The sequence below is a fragment of the Pantoea sp. GbtcB22 genome (assembly GCF_019091025.1).
Taxonomy (GTDB): Bacteria; Pseudomonadota; Gammaproteobacteria; order Enterobacterales; family Enterobacteriaceae; genus Pantoea; species Pantoea leporis.
On record NZ_JAGXKB010000009.1, the window covers coordinates 49,442 to 73,005 of the forward strand.

The 23,564-nt window shown below is 56.4% G+C and carries 20 protein-coding genes; 9 read left to right on the forward strand and 11 right to left on the reverse strand.

The annotated features are described in order from the left end of the window. Complete coding sequence (locus tag KVT28_RS21555; RefSeq protein ID WP_101762339.1) at positions 1 to 1,422, reverse strand: sodium:solute symporter family protein; 1,422 nt, start codon at positions 1,420 to 1,422, stop codon at positions 1 to 3. 191 nt (positions 1,423 to 1,613) lie between these two features. Between KVT28_RS21555 and KVT28_RS21560 the strand changes: the two genes are divergently transcribed. Further along, on the forward strand, positions 1,614 to 1,907 hold the full coding sequence (locus KVT28_RS21560) for an isocitrate/isopropylmalate family dehydrogenase (RefSeq protein WP_256448464.1): 294 nt from the start codon (positions 1,614 to 1,616) through the stop codon (positions 1,905 to 1,907). A 14-nt stretch (positions 1,908 to 1,921) separates the two neighbouring features. On the opposite strand, the gene KVT28_RS21565 is transcribed toward KVT28_RS21560, so the two are convergent. The 4 genes from KVT28_RS21565 to KVT28_RS21580 all read right to left on the reverse strand — a co-directional run bounded on the left by KVT28_RS21565 (position 1,922) and on the right by KVT28_RS21580 (position 6,420). Then, a complete protein-coding gene (locus tag KVT28_RS21565) occupies positions 1,922 to 3,250 on the reverse strand; it encodes a glycoside hydrolase family 28 protein (RefSeq protein ID WP_101762340.1) in 1,329 nt (442 codons plus the stop codon). A gap of 79 nt (positions 3,251 to 3,329) precedes the next feature. After that, the gene (locus tag KVT28_RS21570) at positions 3,330 to 4,145 is read right to left on the reverse strand and encodes a carbohydrate ABC transporter permease (RefSeq protein WP_217550111.1); all 816 of its coding nucleotides are present in this window, start codon (positions 4,143 to 4,145) and stop codon (positions 3,330 to 3,332) included. Further along, entirely contained in the window at positions 4,145 to 5,017 is an 873-nt protein-coding gene (locus KVT28_RS21575; RefSeq protein ID WP_101762375.1) for a carbohydrate ABC transporter permease, read from the reverse strand. The genes KVT28_RS21570 and KVT28_RS21575 overlap by 1 nt, the downstream gene beginning before the upstream one ends. Positions 5,018 to 5,076: 59 nt before the next feature. Further along, on the reverse strand, positions 5,077 to 6,420 hold the full coding sequence (locus KVT28_RS21580; RefSeq protein ID WP_217550004.1) for an ABC transporter substrate-binding protein: 1,344 nt from the start codon (positions 6,418 to 6,420) through the stop codon (positions 5,077 to 5,079). A gap of 528 nt (positions 6,421 to 6,948) precedes the next feature. On the opposite strand from KVT28_RS21580, the gene KVT28_RS21585 reads away from it, so the two are divergent. Together KVT28_RS21585 and KVT28_RS21590 are read left to right on the forward strand one after the other, a co-directional pair. Next, a complete protein-coding gene (locus KVT28_RS21585; protein ID WP_217550006.1) occupies positions 6,949 to 7,548 on the forward strand; it encodes a GNAT family N-acetyltransferase in 600 nt (199 codons plus the stop codon). 13 nt (positions 7,549 to 7,561) lie between these two features. Continuing rightward, positions 7,562 to 8,653 carry an ABC transporter ATP-binding protein gene (locus KVT28_RS21590; protein ID WP_217550008.1) on the forward strand — a complete coding sequence of 364 codons (1,092 nt, stop codon included), beginning with the start codon at positions 7,562 to 7,564 and terminating at the stop codon, positions 8,651 to 8,653. A 78-nt stretch (positions 8,654 to 8,731) separates the two neighbouring features. Here KVT28_RS21590 and KVT28_RS21595 read toward each other — a convergent pair whose 3' ends face one another. Together KVT28_RS21595 and KVT28_RS21600 are read right to left on the reverse strand one after the other, a co-directional pair. Then, positions 8,732 to 9,856, reverse strand: coding sequence for an ROK family transcriptional regulator (locus KVT28_RS21595; protein ID WP_137384999.1), 1,125 nt, complete (start codon positions 9,854 to 9,856; stop codon positions 8,732 to 8,734). 18 nt (positions 9,857 to 9,874) lie between these two features. Next, positions 9,875 to 10,753, reverse strand: a complete 879-nt coding sequence (locus tag KVT28_RS21600) for a BadF/BadG/BcrA/BcrD ATPase family protein (protein WP_217550009.1) — start codon at positions 10,751 to 10,753, stop codon at positions 9,875 to 9,877. A 267-nt stretch (positions 10,754 to 11,020) separates the two neighbouring features. Between KVT28_RS21600 and KVT28_RS21605 the strand changes: the two genes are divergently transcribed. Then, complete coding sequence (locus KVT28_RS21605) at positions 11,021 to 12,181, forward strand: Gfo/Idh/MocA family protein (protein WP_217550012.1); 1,161 nt, start codon at positions 11,021 to 11,023, stop codon at positions 12,179 to 12,181. A 76-nt stretch (positions 12,182 to 12,257) separates the two neighbouring features. Here KVT28_RS21605 and KVT28_RS21610 read toward each other — a convergent pair whose 3' ends face one another. After that, a complete protein-coding gene (locus KVT28_RS21610; protein WP_217550014.1) occupies positions 12,258 to 13,496 on the reverse strand; it encodes an MFS transporter in 1,239 nt (412 codons plus the stop codon). A gap of 419 nt (positions 13,497 to 13,915) precedes the next feature. On the opposite strand from KVT28_RS21610, the gene KVT28_RS21615 reads away from it, so the two are divergent. Together KVT28_RS21615 and KVT28_RS21620 are read left to right on the forward strand one after the other, a co-directional pair. Next, positions 13,916 to 14,515, forward strand: coding sequence for a hypothetical protein (locus KVT28_RS21615; protein ID WP_217550016.1), 600 nt, complete (start codon positions 13,916 to 13,918; stop codon positions 14,513 to 14,515). Positions 14,516 to 14,799: 284 nt separating this feature from the next. Further along, the gene (locus KVT28_RS21620) at positions 14,800 to 17,190 is read left to right on the forward strand and encodes a glucose/quinate/shikimate family membrane-bound PQQ-dependent dehydrogenase (protein WP_217550018.1); all 2,391 of its coding nucleotides are present in this window, start codon (positions 14,800 to 14,802) and stop codon (positions 17,188 to 17,190) included. A gap of 80 nt (positions 17,191 to 17,270) precedes the next feature. On the opposite strand, the gene KVT28_RS21625 is transcribed toward KVT28_RS21620, so the two are convergent. The 3 genes from KVT28_RS21625 to KVT28_RS21635 all read right to left on the reverse strand — a co-directional run bounded on the left by KVT28_RS21625 (position 17,271) and on the right by KVT28_RS21635 (position 20,029). After that, positions 17,271 to 18,482 (reverse strand): MFS transporter, encoded by a 1,212-nt coding sequence (locus KVT28_RS21625; RefSeq protein WP_217550020.1) that lies wholly within the window; start codon positions 18,480 to 18,482, stop codon positions 17,271 to 17,273. 112 nt (positions 18,483 to 18,594) lie between these two features. Further along, positions 18,595 to 19,485: a LysR family transcriptional regulator gene (locus KVT28_RS21630; protein WP_217550022.1), complete on the reverse strand. Its 891-nt coding sequence runs from the start codon at positions 19,483 to 19,485 to the stop codon at positions 18,595 to 18,597. A gap of 175 nt (positions 19,486 to 19,660) precedes the next feature. Then, positions 19,661 to 20,029, reverse strand: a complete 369-nt coding sequence (locus KVT28_RS21635) for a helix-turn-helix domain-containing protein (RefSeq protein WP_101762352.1) — start codon at positions 20,027 to 20,029, stop codon at positions 19,661 to 19,663. A gap of 165 nt (positions 20,030 to 20,194) precedes the next feature. On the opposite strand from KVT28_RS21635, the gene KVT28_RS21640 reads away from it, so the two are divergent. From KVT28_RS21640 to KVT28_RS21650, 3 genes are all read left to right on the forward strand, one after another. Further along, positions 20,195 to 20,854: a response regulator transcription factor gene (locus KVT28_RS21640; RefSeq protein ID WP_008105599.1), complete on the forward strand. Its 660-nt coding sequence runs from the start codon at positions 20,195 to 20,197 to the stop codon at positions 20,852 to 20,854. Then, entirely contained in the window at positions 20,851 to 22,209 is a 1,359-nt protein-coding gene (locus KVT28_RS21645; protein ID WP_137384992.1) for a HAMP domain-containing sensor histidine kinase, read from the forward strand. The genes KVT28_RS21640 and KVT28_RS21645 overlap by 4 nt, the downstream gene beginning before the upstream one ends. A 388-nt stretch (positions 22,210 to 22,597) precedes the next feature. Then, positions 22,598 to 23,464, forward strand: a complete 867-nt coding sequence (locus KVT28_RS21650) for a nucleoside-specific channel-forming protein Tsx (RefSeq protein WP_101762354.1) — start codon at positions 22,598 to 22,600, stop codon at positions 23,462 to 23,464. The last annotated feature ends 100 nt before the right edge of the window (positions 23,465 to 23,564 follow it).

Here is a 23,564-nt window from a genome sequence, read left to right on the forward strand (position 1 = left end):
TCAGGCTCCACTGTTTTGCATTGAAGATTTCGGGGCTTTTTTCACATGGGTTTGGCTTGAAGGGATCAGGCGGTCAATCACCATGATGACCGCAGGCGTGATCAACGCCACGTACATGTTGTTGATACCTAATGGATCGCCGAGCAGATACCACACTGACGTCATGACACACGCACCAATCAGGCCTGCATTGGCGCCGCGCGTGCTTTTAAAGAACGGCAGGTAAAAGGCAATGATTGCCACCACTGAAATCGACAGCCGAATAGCGCGGGTGAAGAAGGAGAGCTTCAACACTTCCGGCACGAACAGCACGAAAATCAGCGGCAGGAAACCGATCAGCAGCGACAGCCAGCGCGTCATGCGGAACTCGCGCTCCGGTGTCGGATTGCGATAGGGCACGTAGAAATCTTTTACCACCAGCGAGGCAATCGCCAGCGCTACGGTGCTGACGCTGACAAAGATCGACGCCACGAGTGAGGTGGTGACAATCCCCGCCAGCCAGGGACTCATGTCCTGCAGGAACACCGGCAGCGCGTAGAGACTTTTAATATCGGGATGCAGGTATTTCGCCGCCACGCCAATCAGCGCGATAGCAATGGCAATCGGCATGCAGAAGAAGAACGCCACCCAGGTTGCACGTTTGGCGGACTCGGCACTTTTGGTCGAGGCAATCGCCTGAATCACAAACTGCGTACAGAAGATCGAGCCGATAGTACCGATCATCCAGGCGAAAATAGTGCTGCCGCCAACGTTGCCGTCCCACGTCCAGTAGAAATGCGGCATCTCTTTAATCATTGGGCTGACGCCGCCGGTCATGTGCAGGGCCACGCCGAGAATGATCAGAATACCGATATATTTCAGTCCGCTGTGCAGCAGCGTGACCCAGGCGATGCCTTTCATGCCGCCGAACATAAAATAGAACGTACTGACGATCGCGGTGATCACCGCAGCGGTAGTGAGATCGAGGTTGAGCACCGTGGAGATCGCCGCCGCACCGCTCACGTAGTTACCGACGTTAACCAGCAATAGCGCATAGATCATGATTAGCGAGATGATGTTTTTGGTGGAGTTGCCATAACGTTCAGCGATCGCCGCAGAGATGGTGATTTTGCCGGTATTGTAGATGCGCTTTACCAGCAAAAAACCAAACAGCGGGAAACCGATAGCGGCACCAATCACCGACCATGAAGCGGCAAAGCCATCTTCGAAAGCTGCCTGAGCCGTACCGATGGTGGATTTGGCGCCGATGTATTCCGACATCAGCATCACGCCCACCACAAATGCCGGCATCACATTGGAGCCAGCCATAAAGTCGCCGCTGTTTTTACTGCGCAGACGCCAGGTGAGCCAGGTGGTGAACAGGATGTACGCAATGACAATCCCGACAATAATCACCATCCCTTCTGTAGAGAATTGTTTCATTTCAGCCTCATCGATAACGTAGGGTCGTGGAACGCGCTGGGCTTCACGCGTCCCGTTGATGAGGTGGCCGATGTTGTTATTCACCGTGTCTACGCACTTCGCCACCCCACTTATGCTTATGATTCATTTCGCTCAAATAAGAATGAATTTACGCATATTAGAGGCGTTTTATAGGCTAAAAAGGGCTTAATTTGTTTGATGTTGCTCACAAAGCATCAAATATGATTACAAATAATCAAAATCAACGCATTTATTACAGCGCCTTTGGATCGGCACCCGACAGCGCGGGTAAAGGGGTGACCAACCCGATTGGTCAGATTTGGAGTGGCGCGATGATGCTGGAGCACCTCGATTACGCCGAAGCGGGCGCAGCGGTGTTGGATGCCATCGAGCTTACGCTGGCGGCGGGCAACAGCCTGACGCGCGAGCTCGACGGCCGCGCGTCAACCGAGGAGCTGGGCGCGGCTATCGCTGCTGCGTTGTAACATCCAGGCGTGCCCTAAAGAATCTGCACTGTTTCCGCATGCCAGCCGTGGGGCAACGGCTGCGGGCGCGTAATCACCACGTTATGCAGCTGCAGATTCTCCACGCCGCGCGCAAACACGCCCGGCAAGCCATCCGGATAGGCGGCAACACCGTACGCTAAGCCCGATGCGCTATCCAGTTTGTACGCATTGTCCAACCCCATACCGGTCGGCGATTCGGGGTTACACGGCGGGCGCACATCGTAATGCCCTTGATCCGCACCTGCTGCTACCACTTGCCGCAGCTGCACATTCGCCAGCATCACATCACGGATCTGTCCCGGTTGTTCCGCATGCAGGTTAATTGCTCCTTCCATCACACCGCTGACGTTGCTGAATTGCAGTTGCTCAATGCTGCCCGGCGCTATCGCCGGATCGCGCGCGCGCACTGAAACAAACAGCGCATCGGCTTTACCCCAATGGCACGGCGGCGCGTGACGGCAGGCCAGCGTGATATTGCTGAACAGCAAACGGCGGAACTGGCCGCCATCGCGCGACAGCAAGCCAATCGCGCGGTTGGAATCAAAGAGGGTGCAGCCGGAGACGGTGACATCTTCCACGTCATCGAAGGTTTCGGTGCCAATTTTGAACGCGCAGCTGTAGGAACGCAGCAGGCAGTTGCTGATCATGATTTGTCGCGCGGCACGTCGCAGATGCGCGGGTTTTTGGCTGGTTTTGATGCAGATGGCATCATCGGCCGCGCTCAGATAGCTGTTGCTGACAAACACCGCTTCACAGCTGTCGATATCCAGCGCATCGGTGTTCGGCATGCTCATGCTGTTATTGATGGTGAGATGGTCGACATGTACATGGCGGCAACTCACCAGATGTACCGTCCACATCGGCGCCTGAATGATGGTGAAATCTTGCAGCGTCACCTGCTCGCAATCCTCAAACACCACGATGCGCGGGCGCTGCGCACGCGGCAGGCGATAACCCTGCTCGTCCTTTTCCGCAGCAAACCACGCATCGCCGTTACCGTCGATCACCCCTTTGCCACTGATGCTGATATTGCGCTGCCCGACGGCGTACAGCAGCACATGCTGCGACAGTTCAGCCTGGCTCTGCGCCAGCTGCTGCTGATAATCCTCAACGCGTGAGCTGGCGAGCAACGTGGCGCCCGCTTCGAGATGCAGATTAATGTTGGAACCCAGCGTTAGCGTGCCGAGATGATAGCGGCCAGGCGGCACTGATAAGGTGCCGCCGCCGCGCGTTGCCAGATGATTGAGTGCGCGCTGGAAGCAGTGTGTATCCAGCGTTTCACCATCGGCGATGGGGTAGAAATCAGCCAGTGAAACGTGCATGCGGTTCTCCTGAATAGCGGCGATGCGCTATTGCAGCACGCGCCGCATGACCAAAACCTTTTGCTGGTGGACAAGATGGTTATTTCACCGCGCCTTCGGTGACGCCGCTGATAAATTTGCGCTGGAACACCAGGAACACCGCCACCAGCGGCAGGATGACAATCATCGCGCCCGCCATCAGCACCGGAATATCGATGGTGTTTTTGTTCTGGAAAAACATCATGCCGATCGGCAAGGTGCGCAGCTCATCTTTATTCACCAGAATTAGCGGGATAAGGAACTCGTTCCACGTCCAGATAAACAGCAGCAGCGCCAGCGTGGACAGCGTCGGCCAAATCGCCGGCACCAGCAGGCCCCAGAGAAGTTTGCGGCGTGAGGCACCATCCATCACTGCCGCTTCCACCAGCTCGCGCGGCACCTGCTGCAACGCGGTGGCAATCATCAGCGTGGTAAACGGCAGCGACAAGGCAATTTGCGGCAGAATCAGCGCCAGATAGGTATTGGTAAGGCCCATCCAGCGTAGCTCGTGATAGAGCGGAATAATAAAGGCTTCACTCGGTAGCACCATGCCAAGGCCCAGCAGCGCGGCAACCACCGTTTTGCCGGGGATCTTCAGCCAGGCAAAACCGAATCCCGCCAGAATGCCGAGCAGGATGCTGCAGATCACCACCGGAATCACCACCAGCACCGAGTTCATGAAGTAGACGTTGAAATGTCCCTGCTGCCACGCGGTGATGTAGTTTTTGAAATTGAGCGACGAGGGCAAGGTAAACACGCCCTGAAATAGCTCCATCTGGGTTTTGAACGAGGTCATCAGCGCCATTAAAAACGGCAGGATGGTCATCAACGCGACAATCCAGATCAGCGCGCGTGAGACAGTTGGCGTGCCGCGCATCAGTGACGCTCCCGTAGACATAGATGAATTAAGCCGTTGATCATTAACACAATCAGCATACTGAACACCGCCACGGCGGAGGCATAGCCGAAGTAGTGCAGGTCAAAGCCCTGCTTATACATAAAGATGTTGGTCACCATAGTGGACGTGCCCGGCCCGCCTTGCGTCATCACGTAAACCAGATCGAAGGCTTTCAAGCTGGCGATCACCGTCAGCAGCAGCGCGATACGCAGTTCCGGACGCAGCGACGGCAGCGTAATGCGCATAAATTTCTGCCGGCGTGATGAACCATCGAGATCGGCCGCTTCCAGCAGCGACGGATCCATGCGTTGCAAGCCCGCCATAAACAGCACCAGGCAGAAACCGAAGAAGTACCAGGTGGCGACAAAGCCGACCGCGGGTAGCGCCCAGGTAAAATCACCCAGCCACGACTTCGCCAGCTGCGGCAAACCCACGGCGCGCAGGAATTGATCGATAGGGCCAAACGCCGGGTTATACAGCCAGCGCCACACCACGCCGAGCACCGCCATCGGCATGATGTACGGCAGGAAGAAGAGGATACGCAGCACGCTGCGCTCTTTGTTATTGCGCGTCTCATACAGGAAGCTGCACAGCAGCAGTCCAACGCCAATCGGAAACAGCGTGTAGAACAGCATCAGCAAGGCATTATTGCCGAGCGCCACCCAGAACACCGGATCCTGGAACATGCGCAGATAGTTGCCCATGCCGATGAAAATCGGCCACGAGGTGCCATCCCATTCGGTGAAGCTGATCCCTAACGAGGCCAACAGCGGCATCAGCAGAAACACCGCATACACCAGCACCGCGGGCAGAAGATAGAGCGCATTGCGCCAGGCAGATTTATTCAACATAACCGTACTCGCTTGCGGGCCTGTTCGCGGCCCGGCCACTTGCGCCGGGCCGTACGTCATCAGTGCTTGAGGGTTTTCAGGTAACGTTGATAGTTGTTATCGAAGTTGATCACCATCTGGTCGGCGGTTTGACGTCCCGCCAGCAGTAGCTGCACATTCTGATTCAGCTCAGCGTTCATGGTTGGCGTGGCCCAGTCGAGATAATGGCCGAGACCATCGTTGTCATTTAGCGTCACCCACACCTGATACGCTTCTGCCAGCAGCGGGTTATCCGCCGGAATCTGCGCATTTTTGCTGGTGCCGGCCGGCAGGAAGCCCACTTTCAGCCAGCGGTTCGCCATCTCATCTGAGACGATGTAATCGATGAACTTCGCTGCGGCATCCTGCTGCGCTTTGTCTTTGGCGGTGCTGGTGATGGAGAACGCCAGATCGGTGCCGCCCACCATCAGTGGATGCTGCACGCCCTCGCCCGCTGGCATCGCGGCGAAGTGCAGATCTTTGTTGTCTTTAAACTGGCCGAGATACCAGGTTCCGCTCACCAGGAACGCTGCCTGACCATTCTGGAACAGGGTCGCCGCATCGTCATGCCCAATGCCCTGGAAGCCGGGGAACAGATAGCCTTTGTCGTTCCAGCCCTTCATCATATTGGCGGCTTTCACCAGCTTGTCGTCTTTAAACGTGCCGCCCACGTCGTAAATCAGATCGTCGAGTTTTTTCCGGTCGCTGCTCTCAATCTGCGCTTCCCACAAGGTGCTGAGCAGCTGCTGGCCCATGTTGCCGTCGAGCAGGCCGAGCATCATCGGCGGTGTACCGGCGGCTTTGAGTTTCTCCATCGCCTGTTCGAGTTCCGGCAGGGTTTTAGGTACCGCGACACCGGCTTTATCCAGCAGCGCTTTGTTGTAGTACAAACCCACCATCTCGCCGAGGCTCGCCACGCCGTAGAGTTTGCCGCTGCCGAAATCTTGTTTATCTGACCAGCGGTTACGCTTCAGGATCGAATCCGGGAAGCGCGTGGTCCAGCCGTAAGTTTTGGCGTAATCATCCAGCGGCCACAGCAGCTTGTCTTTCACCAGCGAGCCCATATCGCCGCCGCCCTGATTCACCTGGGCGATTTGCGGGCCGTCACCGGCGGTCAGCGCCAGCTTAAGCGGAATGCGCGTGTCTTCGAAGGAGTGCACCGAACGCTGAATCACAATGCCCGGATTCTTTTGCTGGAACGCTTTTACCGCTTCATCCACCGCTTCGGTCTGCTGCGGATAGTTGTAAATGTCCCACTCATTCAGGGTAACGGCCTGCGCGGCTGCCATGGTCGCACCGAGCAGAATCCCGGCGGAGACCAGACGCGACACCGTGCGCAGTGAGCTTTGCAAACGGGAAGGACGATTGGTTGAATCACACATCATGCTCGGTTTCTCCAACAGATGACTGGCATCCCTTCATCTCGACACCTGCGATTCCCGGCAGGTTGATTCAGCAGCGACAACGCACATAATTCATACTTACTTTATTCACAAAAGAAAGTCAAACATCACCACTGCGGAATTTTTGCTCTGTGATACAGTGCAAAGAGTAAGAAGAAAAGCCGCCAGAACAGCAGAGGATGCTGCGATTCAGCGCGCAAACCGGACAGCGTTGCGCAGTAAAACCTGAGCATCAGTATAAATCACTCAGCTAGGCAAGCTGCTTTAACATACTGATAGAGCATATGAAAATCCTATAGTTATCATCACAGCAATAGATAAGCGAAAGGCAATGTGCTTTCAACCAGCGCTCATACCGGCGTTGCGCGTGAGTTTGTCAGCCGCCCAGTCATGCTTTGTGGTTATAGTTCGCATCAGCTTTGTGCGCCAGCGCAATTATTACACCTTGAAAACTAAGTCGGCTTTCTTTACCGTAAAATCTGTTCATCTCCTGACCACAGAGGCTCCACCATGACGGCTGAAGGTGTTATTCGTCGCGCCAGCGAGGCAGATTTTCCCGCCTTGTCGCGCATCTGCTTAGAGACCGCCAATGCCGGCACCGATGCCAGCGCGCTCTACTCCGATCCCGCGCTGCCCGGCCTGCGCTTTGTCATTCCCTACGCGCGCTTTGCGCCCGAATTTGCTTATGTGCTGGAACAGCACGGCGAGGTAGTCGGCTACGCGGTCGCCGCGCCCGATACGCGCGCCTTCGAAGCAAAGTTGAATACTGATTGGTGGCCACAGCTGCAACAGCTATATCGCGATTACGCGCCGCAGGCGGCGCTCGACAGCAAAGTGCTGGAAGCGATTCATCAGCCCGATGCGGCAGCGGATCAGCTGGTGACGCAGTGGCCTGCGCATCTGCACATCAATCTGTTACCCGCCGCGCAGCAAGGTGGCTGGGGCCGCAAGCTGATTGAACAGCTGCTGCACGATCTGCGTGCCGCGGGCGTGCCGGGCGTTTATCTCGGCGTCAGTCTGCAAAACGAGCAGGTGTGCGGCTTTTATCAGCGCCTTGGCTTCACGCCGATTGTGCGCAGCAACGCCATTTATATGGGCCAACTTCTCTGATTCGAGGCATCGCATGACCAGCCTGCATCTGCAAAACGTTAAAAAGTCCTACGAAAATGTAAACGTGATTCATGGCATCGATCTCACCATTAACAGCGGCGAATTCGTGGTGTTTGTCGGCCCTTCCGGCTGCGGGAAATCTACGCTGCTGCGCATGATTGCCGGGCTGGAGGAGATCACCGACGGTAAGTTGCTGATTGAAGGCGCCGATATGACCGATCAGCACGCCACCGAGCGCGGCATCGCCATGGTGTTTCAGTCCTATGCGCTCTACCCGAACATGACGGTGCGCGGCAATCTGGCCTATCCGCTGGAAGTGATGAAGCGCCCGAAAGCGGAAATTGAGCAGGCGATCAAACAGACTGCGGCGCGCCTGCATCTCACCGAATTTCTTGACCGCTTACCGCGCGCGCTGTCCGGCGGACAGCGGCAACGTGTGGCGATTGGCCGCGCGATAATCCGCCATCCGCGCATTTTTCTGTTTGATGAGCCGCTGTCGAACCTCGATGCCGAGCTGCGTTTGCAGATGCGCATCGAGATTGCTCGCCTGCACGCTTCGCTGGGCAACACCATGATCTACGTGACGCACGATCAGCTGGAGGCGATGACGCTGGCGGATCGCATCGTGGTGCTGCGTCAGGGCCGCATTGAGCAGGTCGGCGCACCGATGGCGCTGTATCGCGATCCCGACAACCTGTTTGTCGCCGGGTTTATTGGCTCGCCGAAGATGAATTTCCTCACTGCCGAAGTGGCCGCGATCGCGCCGGGCGCGGTGCAGTTACGCGTGCCGGCGCTGGGCATTAATCAGCTTACGTTGCCGATCGCCGCGTCGTGCCGCGAAGGGCAGAAAATAACGCTGGGCGTACGTCCAGAGCATTTCCAGCCAGTGAGCAGCAACGATGATGTCCTGAGTTTTAGCGGCGAGTTGTCGTTTAGCGAGATGCTGGGACACACCAATTATCTCTATCTCGATATTGGCGAAGAGAAGCTGCTGGTGATTGAGCAGCGTAACGTGGCGGAACACGCGATGGGCGAGCGGCTGAGTTATCAGCTGCGTGCCGAGCACTGTTTATTGTTTGATGAGCAGGGTTTGCGACTCAGATAAGGTAAAAGCCGCATCTTTTCGTCGCGGCGCGATAAATCGCGCCGCGACAGAATGGGCGGGGATTTATCGCGTTATTCATTATTGCGGTGCGATCTCTTCATCAGCCTGTGCGGCCAACAAATCCAGCAGCTTATTCACCGCAAACCCGGCAGCGCCCTGCGCCCACATGCGGTTGGATTCCGTAAGGAACTGCAGCGGCGTCATGTGCGGCGTCAGCTTCAAACGGTAGGTCTGAAAACTCTGCGTAACGTGGTCGAGCAGAATGCGCGAAGCCATTTGCGGCTCCATCGCCAGATACACCACGTCCGGATCGTAAGCCACCGACAGATTCGCCAGCGACATCCCCAAATGCTGCCCGGCCTCGGCCAGCGCGCTCAGCACCTCCGGCGTTGGACGCGCATCGAGATCGCGCAGCGTATGCGGCACCTCTTCTTTGGTGGTGGCCACCACGCGCTGCAGAATCGCCTGCGACGACGCCACATCCTCCAGCAGACGCTCAGAACCATCGCCCAGCAGCGACACGCCAATCTCCCCTGCTTTGCCGTGACGACCACGATAAAGCTGGCGATCGAGCAGAATCCCCGCGCCGATGCCTTTGCCGAACGTAGCTATCACCGCCGACTGCGCATGACCGAGCTGACCAAACACCAGCGCCGCCATCGCCAGCGCGTTGGCGTCATTTTCAATAAATACCGGCAGCGAGAAGCGCTCTTCCAGCAGACGGGCAATCGGCACGTTATCCCAGCCCAGCGCGCGTGACAGCACGCAAACGCCATTGCTGGCATCGACCAAACCCGACAGCGCCAGACCAATCGCCCCAACCTTTTTGCCCTCAACGCCACGCAAAAACTTCGCCAGCGCATCGCCGAGCTGTTTGGGCGTCATCGCGCCGGAAGGAATTTGCTGCTCGCCGATGATGTTGCCGCTGAGATCGGTCAGCACCATCAGGTTGCGTTCGGCATTAAGCTGAATCCCCACCACGCTGGCGTGATCCGGATTGAGGCCGAGCAGCGTTTTGGGCCGTCCCATCGAGACGCGACGTAGCCCCAGCTCCTGCACGATGCCGCCGGTCAGCAGACGATTGGTGGCTTGCGACACCGTCGACATGCTCAGGCCGCTGCGCACTTTGAGATCGGATTGACTAATAGGCGCATTTTCGACAATCAGCCGCAGAATGCGCGCGGTTACGTTGGGAGCGCTCATGAGCCTCTTTATCTGAAGTTAAGCGGGAAGTGTCAGGCTGAACTGCGTGGCCAGGCGAAGCGCACCGCTTAGGGCATCGCCCTGGGGCGGCACCAGCAGCGCGGCGATATCCGCCGGTAGCCACGCCTGAATGGGCGCGGCTAATCCGCCCATCAAAGCCAGCTTGCCGTGGCTGCACGCCAGCAGCGGCTGAACCATCTGCACGATATCCGCGGCGGATTGCTGCACCAGCGCTGTGCCGTGCACATCGCCCTGCTGCGCGGCAGCGAACACCTCAGGCACCACGCGGCCCCAATCAGCGGGTGTCGCCTGTTTCGACCACATCAGCAGCTGTTCCGGACTGTTTTGATAGCTTGCCATGATGCGCTGCGTTAACGCCGAGGTGGGCACAATCTCTTCGTGCGCCAGCAGCGTCAGCCGCAGCGCGCGTTGGCCGAGAATCGCACCCGAACCGGCATCTGACAGGGCAAAACCCCAGCCGCCGAGCAGCGTGAAGTGCGTGCCATCCCAGGCCGCGCCCTGGCTGCCGGTGCCAATAATAAACACTGCGCCTGGCGCACCAGCGTGCGCACCGGCACAGGCGATTTCGACATCGGTAAACAGATAGCGCGCCTGACAGCGTGGCTGCCAGCTGGCGAGACGGCTTTGCACCGAGGCGACGTTCGCGCCCGCCAAACCGGCGACGATCACCGTGCGGTCGCGCGCTTCAGCGGGTAAATTCGCCTGCGTAAACAGATCGTCAATGACCTGATCAATGGCCATGATGGCGGCATCAAACTGCGACCAGACGTTAGCGGGACCGCCTTTGGCTTCCGCCAGCAGGCGTCCGGCGCTGTCGGTCAGGCGTCCACGACAGTGCGTACCACCGCCATCAATACCCAGCATTAGTGATTGCACGCGCTTCCTCCTGCCAGCCCGAAACGGTATGACGCTTATAGATGTGCGAAAGATAGGGGAAAAAAACTTAAATCGCAATAATAAATAAATAGGCAATCCGTATAGTTAATTAAAATATATATAAATCATATAAATAACAATTTTTCACCAATTGAGATCAGCCACACGGATTGACATTAGTTTTTCTGGCGTAATAAGTTAGCGGTCAGATTATCAGCAGCCTGACAGGTCGGGCGGCTCAAAGGCAACGGGCTTCAGGGGTACAATATGAAAGTGGGCATTATTGGTCTGGGCTTTCGTCTTTCCCATGTGGTGAAAGAGTTCAACAAAGCCGACACAGCGTTTTCCGTGGTGGGTTATGTCGATCCGGCTCCGGCGGGATTACCGAATCTGCACAGCTTTGGCATCGACGCGGGCACCGCGTTTGCTAGTGTGGATGCGCTGCTGCAACACGGCGGCTTTGATCTGCTGCTGGTGGGTTCGCCGAACTTTATGCACCTTGAACACATTCGTCAGGGCTTAGCAGCAGGCTACACGGTGTTCACCGAGAAGCCGGTGGTGATCAACGAAGAGCAGACCATGGCGATGGCGCAGCTGGTGCAGCAATATGGTCACGAGCGCATTCTGGTCGGCTTGGTATTGCGTTACTCGCCGCTCTATCGCGACCTGCTCACCGCGCGTGATGAAAATCGCCTCGGCGAAATCACCTCAATTGAAGCCACCGAACACATCAAGCCGTATCACGGTGCGTTCTTCCAGCGCGACTGGCGTCGTCTGGAGAAGTACGCCGGCCCGTATATTCTGGAAAAATGCTGCCACGATATCGATCTTTACCAGGGTTTGGTCGGCGAGCGTCCGGTACGTGTTGCCAGCTTTGGCGGACGCAAAAACTTCACCCCGCAGCACGCGCCTAAAGGTGCGGTAACAGCGCAGTCAGAGGTGTATCACGTTAAACCGAGCGGCTGGTCGAGTACCGATGCGGTGTTTGACGGCGATGCCGACATCGTCGATTACCAAACCGCACTGATTGAGTATGCCGGTGGCGCGACCCTCGCCTTCCACGCCAACCTTAATGTACCGGATGAGTTCCGCCGCTTCTGCGTGATGGGCACCGATGGCATGGCCGAAGGTGACTTCGTGCGTAATTACTTCCGCGTGCACAACGCGCGCACCGGTGCGCGCGAAGTGGATACCGAGTATGACGGCAATGCCTATGACGGCCATTACGGCGCAGATGCGCTGATGGCCGAAGAGATTGTGAAACACATTACACAGGGAACGCCGCTAAAGGTTTCAGTGGTGGACGCACTGGAAGCGGGCCTCACTGCGATCAAAATCGATGAAGCGCGAAAATCGAAAACCGTGGTGGATATGACGGAGAGTTGGAAAAAATTTGACGCCAACCTGGGGAAAGCAGCAAACGCGTAAGACACGCGCAATAAATTGCGCCGCTACAAACCGTTATACAATCCGTAGCGGCGCGATTCATCGCGCGATGTTGAAGTTAGGTAACGGTTTCGTTTTCCAGCTTCTGCCGCTTACGCAGATGCGGGAAAATCGTCATCCACACGCCCACCACGATCAGCGTGCCGATGCCGCCAATCGCCGCCGCGGGCACTGCGCCCATCCATGCCGCCAGTAAACCTGACTCAAACTCGCCGAGCTGATTCGAGGTATTAATGAAGATGGCGTTGACCGCATTCACGCGGCCACGCATGTCATCCGGCGTATCGAGTTGCACCAGCGCGCCGCGAATCACCATGCTGACCATATCGAAGCCGCCCAATGCCGCCAGCGCGATCACCGACAGCCACAGCTGCGTGGAGAGCGCGAACACCAGCGTCGCCACGCCAAAACCGGCCACCGAGCCGAACATGATCATGCCGACGTTCTTTTCCAGCTTGTGACGACTCAGCCACACGCCAACCAGCAGCGCACCGACCGACGGCGCGCCGCGCAGGATACCCAAGCCCCACGGCCCGGTATGCAGGATATCTTGCGCGAAGATCGGCAGCAGCGCGGTGGCGCCGCCCAGCAGCACGGCAAACAGATCGAGTGAAATCACGCCGAGCACATCTTTGCGATCGCGGATAAAGCGCACGCCGGCAAACAGGTTCGGCAGATTCATCGGCAAGCGCGCCTGCGGCGGCCGCTCATAGCGCAGTCGGCTCACCAGCACGATGGAGAACAGATAGAACAGCGCCGAGACGCCATACACCACTTCCGGACCGGCGACATAAAGAAAGCCACCGAGCGTTGGCCCGATAATCACCGCCGCCTGTCCGCCCACCGAACTGGCGGCCATGGCGCGCGCCAGAATCGGTGGCGGCACCAGCGCCGGCAGCATCGAGGTAATCGCTGGCCACTCAAGCGCCTTGGCGACGGAGATCAGAAACACCAATCCCCAAATCTCGATCTTGCCCGCCCAGTTCATCAGCGTGAGCGCAACCAGCCCCAGCAGCGCCAGCCACTCAATAAATTGTCCGAGCAATACGATACGACGACGGTCAAGCTGATCGGCCAGATGCCCGGCGGGCAGCGCCAGCAGTACAGAAGGCAGAAACTGCATCAGACCGATCATGCCGAGCGCCATCGCGCTGTGGGTCAACGCGTAGATTTGCCAGCTGACCGCGACCGAAAACATTTGAAAACCAAACGATGAACAGGTGCGCGCCAGCCAAAAGGCGACAAACGACCTGTGCCGCAGCAATGAATCCTCTGCTGCGGAGACTCGAGAACCCATAGTTTTATCCCATCCTAAACAATTACATCGGTTAGCGTCGTTGCACCAACCTGGTGAAAAGCCACGTTGCGGCTTCCGCTTTATTTTTTCAGGCCACAGAGTGCGGCATCTTACTGAGCCAGGCAATGGCTAGCCGTGCTGTTTAAAAACAGAAGCTTATCCAAAAATTAGCTAAGCATGGAGCTCTTAATATTAGCAGGCTGATGGTTATGAGATGAAAATATCCAAAAGTTTCCCAATATGGCAATAGTCGATTAATTCATCCTGCGTGGCGCCTAATATCTCTCTATCAGTGACAGTTAAAAAAAGGTGATCTTGATAAACAAAACGATCTATATTGACTGTGTTTAGATTTCATTATCCCGCCGTCCTTATAATAATTAAGACGCTCCAGTTAATTAATTTATTCACAGAGATAAATGGAAAACAGTTCTTATAATCCTTATGTTACTGAGCGCATCCATCGCTTCGACGGGGCGCTAGCTGGCGTGTGTTATTCAGCCCCCTTTATGCATTGCGAACAGGAAAACACAGCAATACTTAATGGACGCAACATAATTTCGCTGCATAATCAGTTGCCGGATACACCCGAATTAATAATCATCCCGTTAACGGGAAATAACCTTATGCGTTTTTTACAGGATCCGGAAATTTATTCCAGCCTGCAGGATGAGAATGTACAGCTGGCAATCAATTATGCCGATTTAGTTCAGCAAGATAGTGCTTTACGTAGGGCCGCAGAGCGTTTCTCATTTTGGCTCTATGATTTGGCACCGCCCGGCACCTGCTGGAAGAATATCGCTGCGTTTCCATTTAGCGGTATTGCGCTGACCGACGAGTTTTTTCACGATAATTATCTCAAGTTCAGCTTTCCTTTTCTGCTGGAATCCTGTCGTGAAAGAGAAGTGGAAGTAATATTACGCACGCCACAGTTAACGTTGCCCGCTGAGCACTATGCGCAACTTAATTTGAGCGGCTGGCAGGAACAACGCACCAGCAGCACGCTGTTTGAAGGGTAAACGTTTACACAATGTGTTGCTCTTAGGTGTTGTGGCCCGATCTAACCGGACATAACACCTTTATTCCCTCATAAAATGTCGCAGTACTTCCCTTCAACGAGTGCAAAGCACTAAAAATATCAAACCCTTTAACGTTTTTAAGATAAAATTTAACGCAAAGGGAACATCTCGCCGCACGGAAAGCGTCGCTCGAACCGTTTCGTTATTTCGTACTCTATGTCGGGAAGCAACCCAACGCGTTGTTTCCTTTTTAGTTTTTAATGGCAAAGAAAGAGGTCAATATTATGGGGAAAGCTTCCTCATCTTTTGGCGTAATCCGTTTTCTCACAGTGCTGTTTGCACTGCTGACGGGCGCGTTTATGCTGGTTGGTGGCGTTTGGTTAGCCGCCATTGGTGGTTCCTGGTACTACGTTATTGGCGGTGTGGTCATGTTGATCACCGCTATTCTGCTGTGGCGCCGTAGCGGCTCAGCATTACTGCTGTACGCATTGCTGCTGTTGGCAACGCTGGTGTGGGGCGTGTGGGAAGTCGGTTTCGACTTCTGGGCGCTGGCACCGCGTACCGATGTGCTGGTGATCTTCGGCATCTGGCTGATTCTGCCGTTTGTGTATCGCGGTCTGAATAATGCCGGCAAAGGCGCTCTGGCGCTGCTGTCAGTGGCGCTGCTTGCCAGCGTACTGGTGCTGGCGTGGGCGGTATTCCACGATCCGCAAGAGCTGAACGGTGAAATTCCAGCGACAGCAGCCAATGCTCCGCAGGCACAGCCGCTGAGCAACATCGCTGATGCTGACTGGCCGGCGTATGCGCGTGACCAGCAAGGCACCCGCTTCTCCCCGCTGAAGCAGATCAACACCGGTAACGTTAAAGAGCTGCAGGTTGCCTGGCAGTTCCAGACCGGCGATTTGAAGACGCCAAACGATCCGGGCGAAATCACCGATGAAGTCACGCCAATCAAAATCCGTGACACCCTGTATCTCTGCTCACCGCACCAGATTCTGTTTGCGCTGGATGCCAAAACCGGTAAGCAGAAGTGGAAATTTGATCCGGGCCTGAAGCCGAATCCAACCTTCCAGCACGTGACCTGCCGTGGCGTTTCTTATCACGAAGTGCCTGCTGCGGCCGATGCGGCCAATACTCAGCCTGCGCTGTGCTCACGCCGCATTTACCTGCCGGTGAATGATGGCCGCATGTTCGCGCTGGATGCGGAAACCGGTGAACGTTGTGCTGCCTTTGGCAACAACGGTGAACTGGATCTGCAGCACAAGCAGCCGGTATTGACGCCAGGCCAGTATGAGCCGACGTCGCCGCCGGTCATCACCGACACCACCATCGTGGTCGCGGGTGCGGTCACCGATAACTACTCTACCCGTGAGCCGTCAGGCGCCATCCGTGGCTTCGACGTTAACACCGGTAAACTGCTGTGGGTGTTCGATCCGGGTGCCAAAGATCCAAACGCGATTCCAGCGGACGAACACAGCTTCACCATGAATTCACCGAACTCATGGGCACCGGCGGTGTACGATCCGAAACTGGATATCGTTTACCTGCCGATGGGTGTGTCAACGCCAGATATCTGGGGCGGCAACCGCACACCAGAGCAGGAACGTTATGCAAGCAGCGTACTGGCGCTGAACGCCACCACCGGTAAACTGGTGTGGTCGTATCAGACCGTGCATCACGATCTGTGGGATATGGACCTGCCGTCGCAGCCGACGCTGGCCGATATCACGACTAAAGATGGCAAAACCGTACCGGTGATTTATGCACCGGCGAAAACCGGTAACATTTTTGTCCTGGATCGTCGTACCGGTGAGCCGGTTGTCCCTGCGCCGGAAACTCCGGTTCCACAGGGTGCCGCTAAAGGTGACCACGTTGCGCCTACTCAGCCGTACTCCGAACTGACCTTCCGTCCGAAACAGAATCTGACGGACAAGGACATGTGGGGCGCGACGATGTACGACCAGCTGGTATGCCGCGTGATCTTCAAGCGTCTGCGCTATGAAGGTCCGTTCACCCCGCCGTCTGAGCAAGGAACGCTGGTGTTCCCAGGCAACCTTGGCATGTTCGAATGGGGCGGTATCGCAGTTGACCCACATCGTCAGATTGCGATTGCTAACCCAATGGCGCTGCCGTTTGTGTCCAAGCTGGTTCCGCGCGGTCCGGGCAACCCGATCGAGCCACCGGCTGACGACAAAGGCGGTTCAGGCACCGAAACCGGTATCCAGCCACAGTACGGCGTACCGTACGGCGTGGAGCTGAATCCGTTCCTGTCACCGTTTGGTCTGCCATGTAAACAACCGGCGTGGGGCTATGTCTCCGCAGTTGATCTGAAGACCAACGAAACCGTGTGGAAAAAACGCATTGGTACGGTTCGCGATAGCGCGCCAGTGCCACTGCCGTTCAAAATGGGTATGCCAATGCTGGGCGGCCCAATCACCACCGCCGGTAACGTGTTCTTCATTGGTGCTACCGCAGATAACTACCTGCGTGCATTCGACACCAACACCGGTGAAATGCTGTGGCAGGCACGTCTGCCAGCAGGCGGCCAGGCAACGCCGATGACCTATGAAGTGGATGGCAAGCAGTACGTTGTTATCGCTGCCGGTGGTCACGGTTCGTTTGGCACCAAGCTGGGCGATTATGTGATTGCTTATGCACTGCCTGATGCGAAGTAAGTTTTCGCGTTGAGATAACAAAGCGGGCTTAGGCCCGCTTTTTTTATATTTAACGGTTGCCATGAATGGCGCCCTACATGTTAGGTTTTACGCAGCACTCGCGCGTTCAGCAATGCGCACAGCGCCATGATCACACAGGTCGCCAGAAACACCGGACGCATACCAAACGCGCCGCCAATAAAGCCGCCGAACAGCGGGCCTGAAACCTGGCCGACATACTGCGCCGAAGTTGAATAACCCAGCATCTTGCCCACCTGCGACTGCGGTACGCTGTAACGAATCAGCGCGGTGACGCACGGCATCAATCCACCCAGCGCCATACCCATCAGAAAACGCAGCACCACTAATTGCCACGCTTCGCGGATAAACGCCTGCGGGATCAGCAGCAGCGCGCAGACTATCAGCCCATACACCAGCACACGACCATGCCCGACGCGATCGGCCAGCCGTCCCAGACGTGGCGCGGAAATAATACTGCCGAGCGCGGCGGCGGCCATCACCAATCCGGCGGTGACGGTGATGGCGTGATCGCCGTTAACAAACTGGCCGATATACAGCGTGATGATCGGCTCAATCGACATATTGGCGAAAATCAGCAGCATGCCCGACAGCCACATTAGCCGCACCACCGGCAAATTGAGTGACTTCGCATCGTCAGCAATCTTCTGTGGGGTTTTCTTGCCAGAGGAGCGCGGCACCTCTTTCAGCAAAAAGGTGGTTGCGAGGAAGGCGAGGAAAATCACCGCGCCGGTCAGCCAGAAGGTGTGACGAATGCCAATCAGCGGCGGCAATACGCCGCCCAGCAGCGGCCCCACCACGTTGCCGGCCATAATGCCGGATGACAACACGCCGAGCGCCCAGCCGGTTTGTTCTTTCGGCGTTTGCGCCGCCACCAGAATGGTCGATCCCGAGGCGTAGCCGCCGAGCAAACCCGCCAGCAAACGCAGCGCCACCAGCTGCCACGGCGCGGTGGCCATACCAATCAGCGACATGGCAATCGCCATGCCGAGGCTGGCGCGGATCAGCATCAGTTTGCGGCCATAGCGATCGGCCAGTTTGCCCCATAACGGCGCGGTCAGGGCGGCGCTGAGGAAGGTGGCGCCGTAGGCCGCACCCGACCAGCGCGCAATCGCCGCCGGTTCCTGCACGCCAAGTTGCTGCACATAGAGCGGCAGAAACGGCAACAGCAGCGTCATAGCCACAATGGTGCTGAACGAACCCAGCACGCAGACACATAAATTTCGCTTCCAGTGTTGCTGTTCGGGCGCTAACGCGAGTGGAGGTTGCTGCATGGTAATATCCCTGTTTTTTGCTTTTTTAGCAGGCTAACAGTGACGCTGCGCACAAAATAGAGTAGCGCGGATAATTGCCAGGCGGCGCAGCATTGTTGCCAGATAACAACAATTACGCTGTGCCAAGGGTGTTGATTAACGCATCGCACAGTAAGGTGACCGGCGAAGAGGGTTGCGGCTGCTCTTTCAGCAACAGATAGCTGTGCAGGCGGTCCATTTGCCAATCTGATAGCACCTGCTGGATTTCGCCGCGCGCTAAGGCATCTTGCGTCATATAAGCGGGCAGATAAGCGATGCCGGTGCCCGCCAGTGCGGCATTAAGCAGCGCCATGCTGTTGTTGGCGCGGAAACGGCTGTGCACATCCAGCGCCAGGCGCTGTTTATCACGGCGAAACGGCAGCGCGGCGGTGTGCGCCGGGCCGTGAAACAGCAGCAAGTCGTGACGCATCAGGCGGTCGGGATGATCGATGGGCGCATGCACCGCCAGATAATCTGGCGTGGCGTACAAGCCCCAATCAATGCTGGCGAGTTCACGATAATTGGCTGCGTCGGGCGCACGCGCGCGGATCACAATCGCCACGTCGGCGCTGGGTTGCGGGTCATCGCTGGGGGTGAGGTCGAGATCGACGTTGATGTGAATATGGCGGCGAATAAAGTCATTCAGCGTCGGCACCACGCACTGACAGCCATAGGTGATCGGCGCCTGCAAGCGTACGTTGCCTGCGGGCAGTTGATGTACCTGCTGCACAAAGGCGTCGGCGCGATGCATCTCTTCCAGCATGCGCACGCAGAACGGATAGTAAGCCTGGCCGAGCTCCGTCAGCACCACTTTGCGCGTGGTGCGCTGCAACAGCTTGATGCCGAGGCGCACTTCCAGCCGCGCCACTTCACGGCTGACGTGCGATTTGGAGACGCCTAAGGTGCGTGCGGCTTCGCTAAAGCTTTGCCGTTCCACGACGCGTGCAAACAGCATCATGGCGGAGAGATTGTCGCTGTTATCCATGTTCTCTGGCAGTTAAGAGAGTGAGAACAGCAGCTTAAAAGCAAAAGGCGTCATTAGTCCATCAGCGTACATTTCGTAGCGGCGCGATTCATCGCGCTTATCAATGATGGCAACGAGCCCATCCAGATATTGCGCAATAAATTGCGCCGCTACGAATGATGCGCATAGGCATACATCAACTCGCCATCGCCAATGGGAACAATAAACGATCCGGCTCGACGCGACGCTGGCGGCGCAGCTGGCCTGGCGTCACCATGAAGTAGTTTTTGAAGGTGCGAGTATAAGCCTGCTGCGTATCGAAGCCGTAACTCATCGCCACCTGCAAAATCGCCTCATCGCTGTTAATCAGCGTCAGCGCAGATTCGGTTAACCGGCGCTGGCGAATGTACTCGGCCAGTGAAAAGCCGGTGTGCTGACGGAACAAACGTTGCAGATGCCAGCGGGAGTATCCCGAGCGGCGTGCAACTTCATCCAGATGCAGATCGTGCCCTAAGTTATTCTCTATCCAGTCCAGCAAACTACGGATAAATTCGCGCTGATTCATGGGATTCTCCTGCGTTGGCAATATGTCCAGTGCCGCCACAATAGCGCGTTAAATTTATCCCTTAATTAGCAGAAAATTAGCGCAGAATTAGCAAGCGGGAAGACGGGTATAATTCTGGCCTAATTATCTGTCGCTACACTGCGTTCAGTTAAGTTGGAGGGCATCATGCGTGTGCTGCTGGTAGAAGATGACGAAATGATTGGCGCGAATCTGCAGCAAGCGCTGGAAGCGGCAGGTTGGTCGGTGGATTGGGTACGCGACGGCGTGTATGCCAGCAATGCCTGGGCTGAAGGCGGCTATACCTGCGTGTTACTGGATCTGGGCTTACCGCGTGAAGATGGCCTGCAGGTGCTGCGTCGTGCGCGCACGCGCGGCGACATGACGCCGGTGCTGGTGCTCACCGCCCGCGATACCGTGCAGCAACGTATTCAGGGATTGGACAGCGGCGCCGACGACTATTTGCTGAAACCCTTTGATCTGCAAGAAGTGCTGGCGCGTATGCGCGCCATTACCCGCCGTCGCCACGGTGCAGCAGATTCTCTGCTCGGCAGCGGCGATGTGCAGATCGACATCATGACGCGCGAAGTGCTGTACAAAGGCCAGCGCGAACAGCTCACCGCACGCGAATATGCCCTGCTCTACGCCTTGCTGGAGCGGCCGGGCGCCATTCTTTCGCGCGAACAGTTAGAAAACCGCATTTACGGCTGGGGCGAAGAGGTCAGCAGCAACGCGGTGGATGTGCTGATCCACGGAATGCGTCGCAAACTGGATAACGAAGTGATCCGCAACGTACGCGGACTTGGCTGGCGGGTACCGGCAATATGAAACCTTTCACCTTTATGCGCTCGCTGCGTAACAAGCTGCTCGCCACGCTGGTGATTCTGCATCTGGCGATGATTGGCGGCGTCACCTGGTATTTCTATCACTGCTACGGCGACATGATGGGCACCATGAAAGACGACCAGCTCGCCAAGATCGCCGATGCGTGGGCCAGCAGCCAACGTATGCCGGCCCTAATGCCGATGGTGATGCATGAAGAGAAACTGAAAAGCACCTATATCGTTCAGCTGTGGGACGAAAGCAATCATCTGCGCGCCAGCTCCTGGCCGGGCCTGCATGCGCCATTGCAGCTGAAAAAAGGCTGGACCGATCTGAAAGTCGGAGACTGTGGCGACGACTGCGAATGGCGTGTCTATACGCGACCCGGCGAGCTGGGCAGTGAAATTGGCAACATTCAGGTACTACACAATATCGGCTACATGAAAAGTATCATGGTCAAGCGAGCGCTCTCCGCCATCATTCCGCTGGTGCTGATGATGCCGCTCTCACTGATTGTGATATGGCTGGTGGTGCGTGCTATTACGCGCGATTTACGCGTGGCGTCACGCCATATCGCAGCGCAGGAAACCCTGCATCCGCATAGCGTTTCACCTGATGGTTTACCGGATGAAGTGCTGCCGCTGGTGGCAGCTTACAACGCCTTGCTGGATAGACTGCGCGCGGCATGGTCATCGCAGCGCCAGTTCCTTGAAGATGCGGCGCATGAGCTGCGCACGCCGGTCACCGCCGTGACATTGCAGCTGGAGAATCTGCGGCAACATATTCAACCCGGTGAAGCCAGCCGCCAGTTTGACCAGCTGGAAGCGGGCGTGACGCGCACGCGCCATCTGGTGACGCAGCTGCTGAATATCTCGCGTCAGGAAGATCAATCGGTGGTCGCCACAGTGGAAAGCATCGAACTGGACGACCTGCTGAAAGAGAGCATTGAGCAGCTGATGGTGGTGGCGGATAAGCGCGGCATCGATATCGGCTTCAACGGCACCACACACTATCGCCTGCACGCCAGCCGCTCCGATCTGCGCAGCCTGTTCGATAACTTGATTGGCAATGCGATGCTGCATACGCCGGAAGGCAGTTTGGTCGATGTGCTGCTGCATCGCGTCGGCAATCACACCGTGGTGGATATCGTCGATAACGGTCCCGGCATGGCGGAATCCTTTATCGAGCGCGCCTTTGACCGCTTCACCCGTTCGCCGGATGTGCAGGCGCAAGGCAGCGGACTGGGCTTATCGATTGTGCGCAGCGTGGCGCAGAAACATCAGATGCAGGTTGCGCTGTCGAACCGCCACGATCCGCAGGGCCAGATTGCCGGCCTGCAGGTACGCGTGACATTGCCATAAACTTCACCGTGCCGTAGCGGCGCAATTTATTGCGCAAAGTTGCTGTGGGCACGGTGCGACATCAAAACAACGCGATAAATCGCGCCGCTACATCCTTTCCCTACATCAATAACTTTCCCTGCTGTACGCGACACGTAAACGGTTGCGGGGTTCCGTTCGCTACACGGGATTAATGTGATAGCGATCACATTTCCAGTGAATCAAACTGCAACACTTTTTGACAAACGTGACCAAAATCTATTTTCTATGCCTCTGTTACAGGCACATTACGCAAGCTTGAAAATCTGGCGATGCAGACCGGATACGACAACTCACTGCCCATCCCCTGGGATCAATTTCACCCGATCGCGGCGACGGCCCGGCGATCAAAAGCATGTGGTTAACAATAATGAAATATAAAGCGTTGATAGCAGGGGCCTTATTGGCCAGCAGCTGGACTGGTGCGGCACAAGCAGCAGACAGCGATCCGCAGTACGTTTCTGACTGGTGGCATCAGAGCGTGAACGTGGTGGGCAGCTACCACACCCGTTTTGGACCCCAGTTCAACAACGACGTGTACCTGGAATATGAAGCCTTTGCCAAAAAGGATTGGTTCGATTTCTATGGCTACCTCGATCTGACCAACTTCTTCGGCGTGGGCAACAGCAACGCTAACGGCGTGTTCGACCACGGTTCGCCGATGTTCATGGAAATTGAGCCACGTTTCTCCATCGATAAGCTGACCGGCACCGATCTCTCTTTTGGTCCGTTTAAAGAGTGGTACTTCGCTAACAACTACATCTATGACATGGGTCGCAACAGCGATAACCGTCAGAACACCTGGTACATGGGTCTTGGCACCGACATCGATACGCACAGCGATATCGGCCTGTCGCTGAACGTTTACGCTAAATACCAGTGGGAAAACTACGGTGCGGCGAACGAAAACAGCTGGGATGGTTATCGCTTTAAGGTGAAATACTTTGTGCCGATTACCGATCTGTGGGGCGGCAAGCTGAGCTATATCGGCTTCACCAACTTCGACTGGGGTTCAGATCTGCGTGATAAGTCCGATCGTTCACGCACCAGCAACTCGATTGCGTCCAGCCACATTCTGTCGCTGAACTACGATCACTGGCATGTTTCTACCGTGGCGCGTTACTTCCACAACGGCGGCCAGTGGGCTGACGGCCAGGAGCTGAACTTCGGTAACGGCCCGTTTGAAGTGAAATCAACCGGTTGGGGTTACTATTTGGTGGTGGGTTACAACTTCTAAGTAGTTGGTTTCCCTAACCCTCTCCCACAAGTGGGAGAGGGAACAGATCGTGCCCCTACCAACTCCCTCTCCCGCTTGCGGGAGAGGGCTGGGGTGAGGG

Excerpts from the sequence above, each read along its gene's own strand:
- KVT28_RS21595 (WP_137384999.1), bottom strand. The coding sequence starts at position 9,856 with ATGAGCGCTCCCAACGTAACCGCGCGCATTCTGCGGCTGATTGTCGAA.
- KVT28_RS21630 (WP_217550022.1), bottom strand. The coding sequence starts at position 19,485 with ATGGATAACAGCGACAATCTCTCCGCCATGATGCTGTTTGCACGCGTC.
- KVT28_RS21555 (WP_101762339.1), bottom strand. The coding sequence starts at position 1,422 with ATGAAACAATTCTCTACAGAAGGGATGGTGATTATTGTCGGGATTGTC.
- KVT28_RS21640 (WP_008105599.1), top strand. The coding sequence starts at position 20,195 with ATGCGTGTGCTGCTGGTAGAAGATGACGAAATGATTGGCGCGAATCTG.
- KVT28_RS21620 (WP_217550018.1), top strand. The coding sequence starts at position 14,800 with ATGGGGAAAGCTTCCTCATCTTTTGGCGTAATCCGTTTTCTCACAGTG.
- KVT28_RS21610 (WP_217550014.1), bottom strand. The coding sequence starts at position 13,496 with ATGGGTTCTCGAGTCTCCGCAGCAGAGGATTCATTGCTGCGGCACAGG.
- KVT28_RS21650 (WP_101762354.1), top strand. The coding sequence starts at position 22,598 with ATGAAATATAAAGCGTTGATAGCAGGGGCCTTATTGGCCAGCAGCTGG.
- KVT28_RS21565 (WP_101762340.1), bottom strand. The coding sequence starts at position 3,250 with ATGCACGTTTCACTGGCTGATTTCTACCCCATCGCCGATGGTGAAACG.
- KVT28_RS21570 (WP_217550111.1), bottom strand. The coding sequence starts at position 4,145 with ATGCGCGGCACGCCAACTGTCTCACGCGCGCTGATCTGGATTGTCGCG.
- KVT28_RS21580 (WP_217550004.1), bottom strand. The coding sequence starts at position 6,420 with ATGATGTGTGATTCAACCAATCGTCCTTCCCGTTTGCAAAGCTCACTG.
- KVT28_RS21645 (WP_137384992.1), top strand. The coding sequence starts at position 20,851 with ATGAAACCTTTCACCTTTATGCGCTCGCTGCGTAACAAGCTGCTCGCC.
- KVT28_RS21575 (WP_101762375.1), bottom strand. The coding sequence starts at position 5,017 with ATGTTGAATAAATCTGCCTGGCGCAATGCGCTCTATCTTCTGCCCGCG.
- KVT28_RS21635 (WP_101762352.1), bottom strand. The coding sequence starts at position 20,029 with ATGAATCAGCGCGAATTTATCCGTAGTTTGCTGGACTGGATAGAGAAT.
- KVT28_RS21585 (WP_217550006.1), top strand. The coding sequence starts at position 6,949 with ATGACGGCTGAAGGTGTTATTCGTCGCGCCAGCGAGGCAGATTTTCCC.
- KVT28_RS21605 (WP_217550012.1), top strand. The coding sequence starts at position 11,021 with ATGAAAGTGGGCATTATTGGTCTGGGCTTTCGTCTTTCCCATGTGGTG.
- KVT28_RS21615 (WP_217550016.1), top strand. The coding sequence starts at position 13,916 with ATGGAAAACAGTTCTTATAATCCTTATGTTACTGAGCGCATCCATCGC.
- KVT28_RS21625 (WP_217550020.1), bottom strand. The coding sequence starts at position 18,482 with ATGCAGCAACCTCCACTCGCGTTAGCGCCCGAACAGCAACACTGGAAG.
- KVT28_RS21590 (WP_217550008.1), top strand. The coding sequence starts at position 7,562 with ATGACCAGCCTGCATCTGCAAAACGTTAAAAAGTCCTACGAAAATGTA.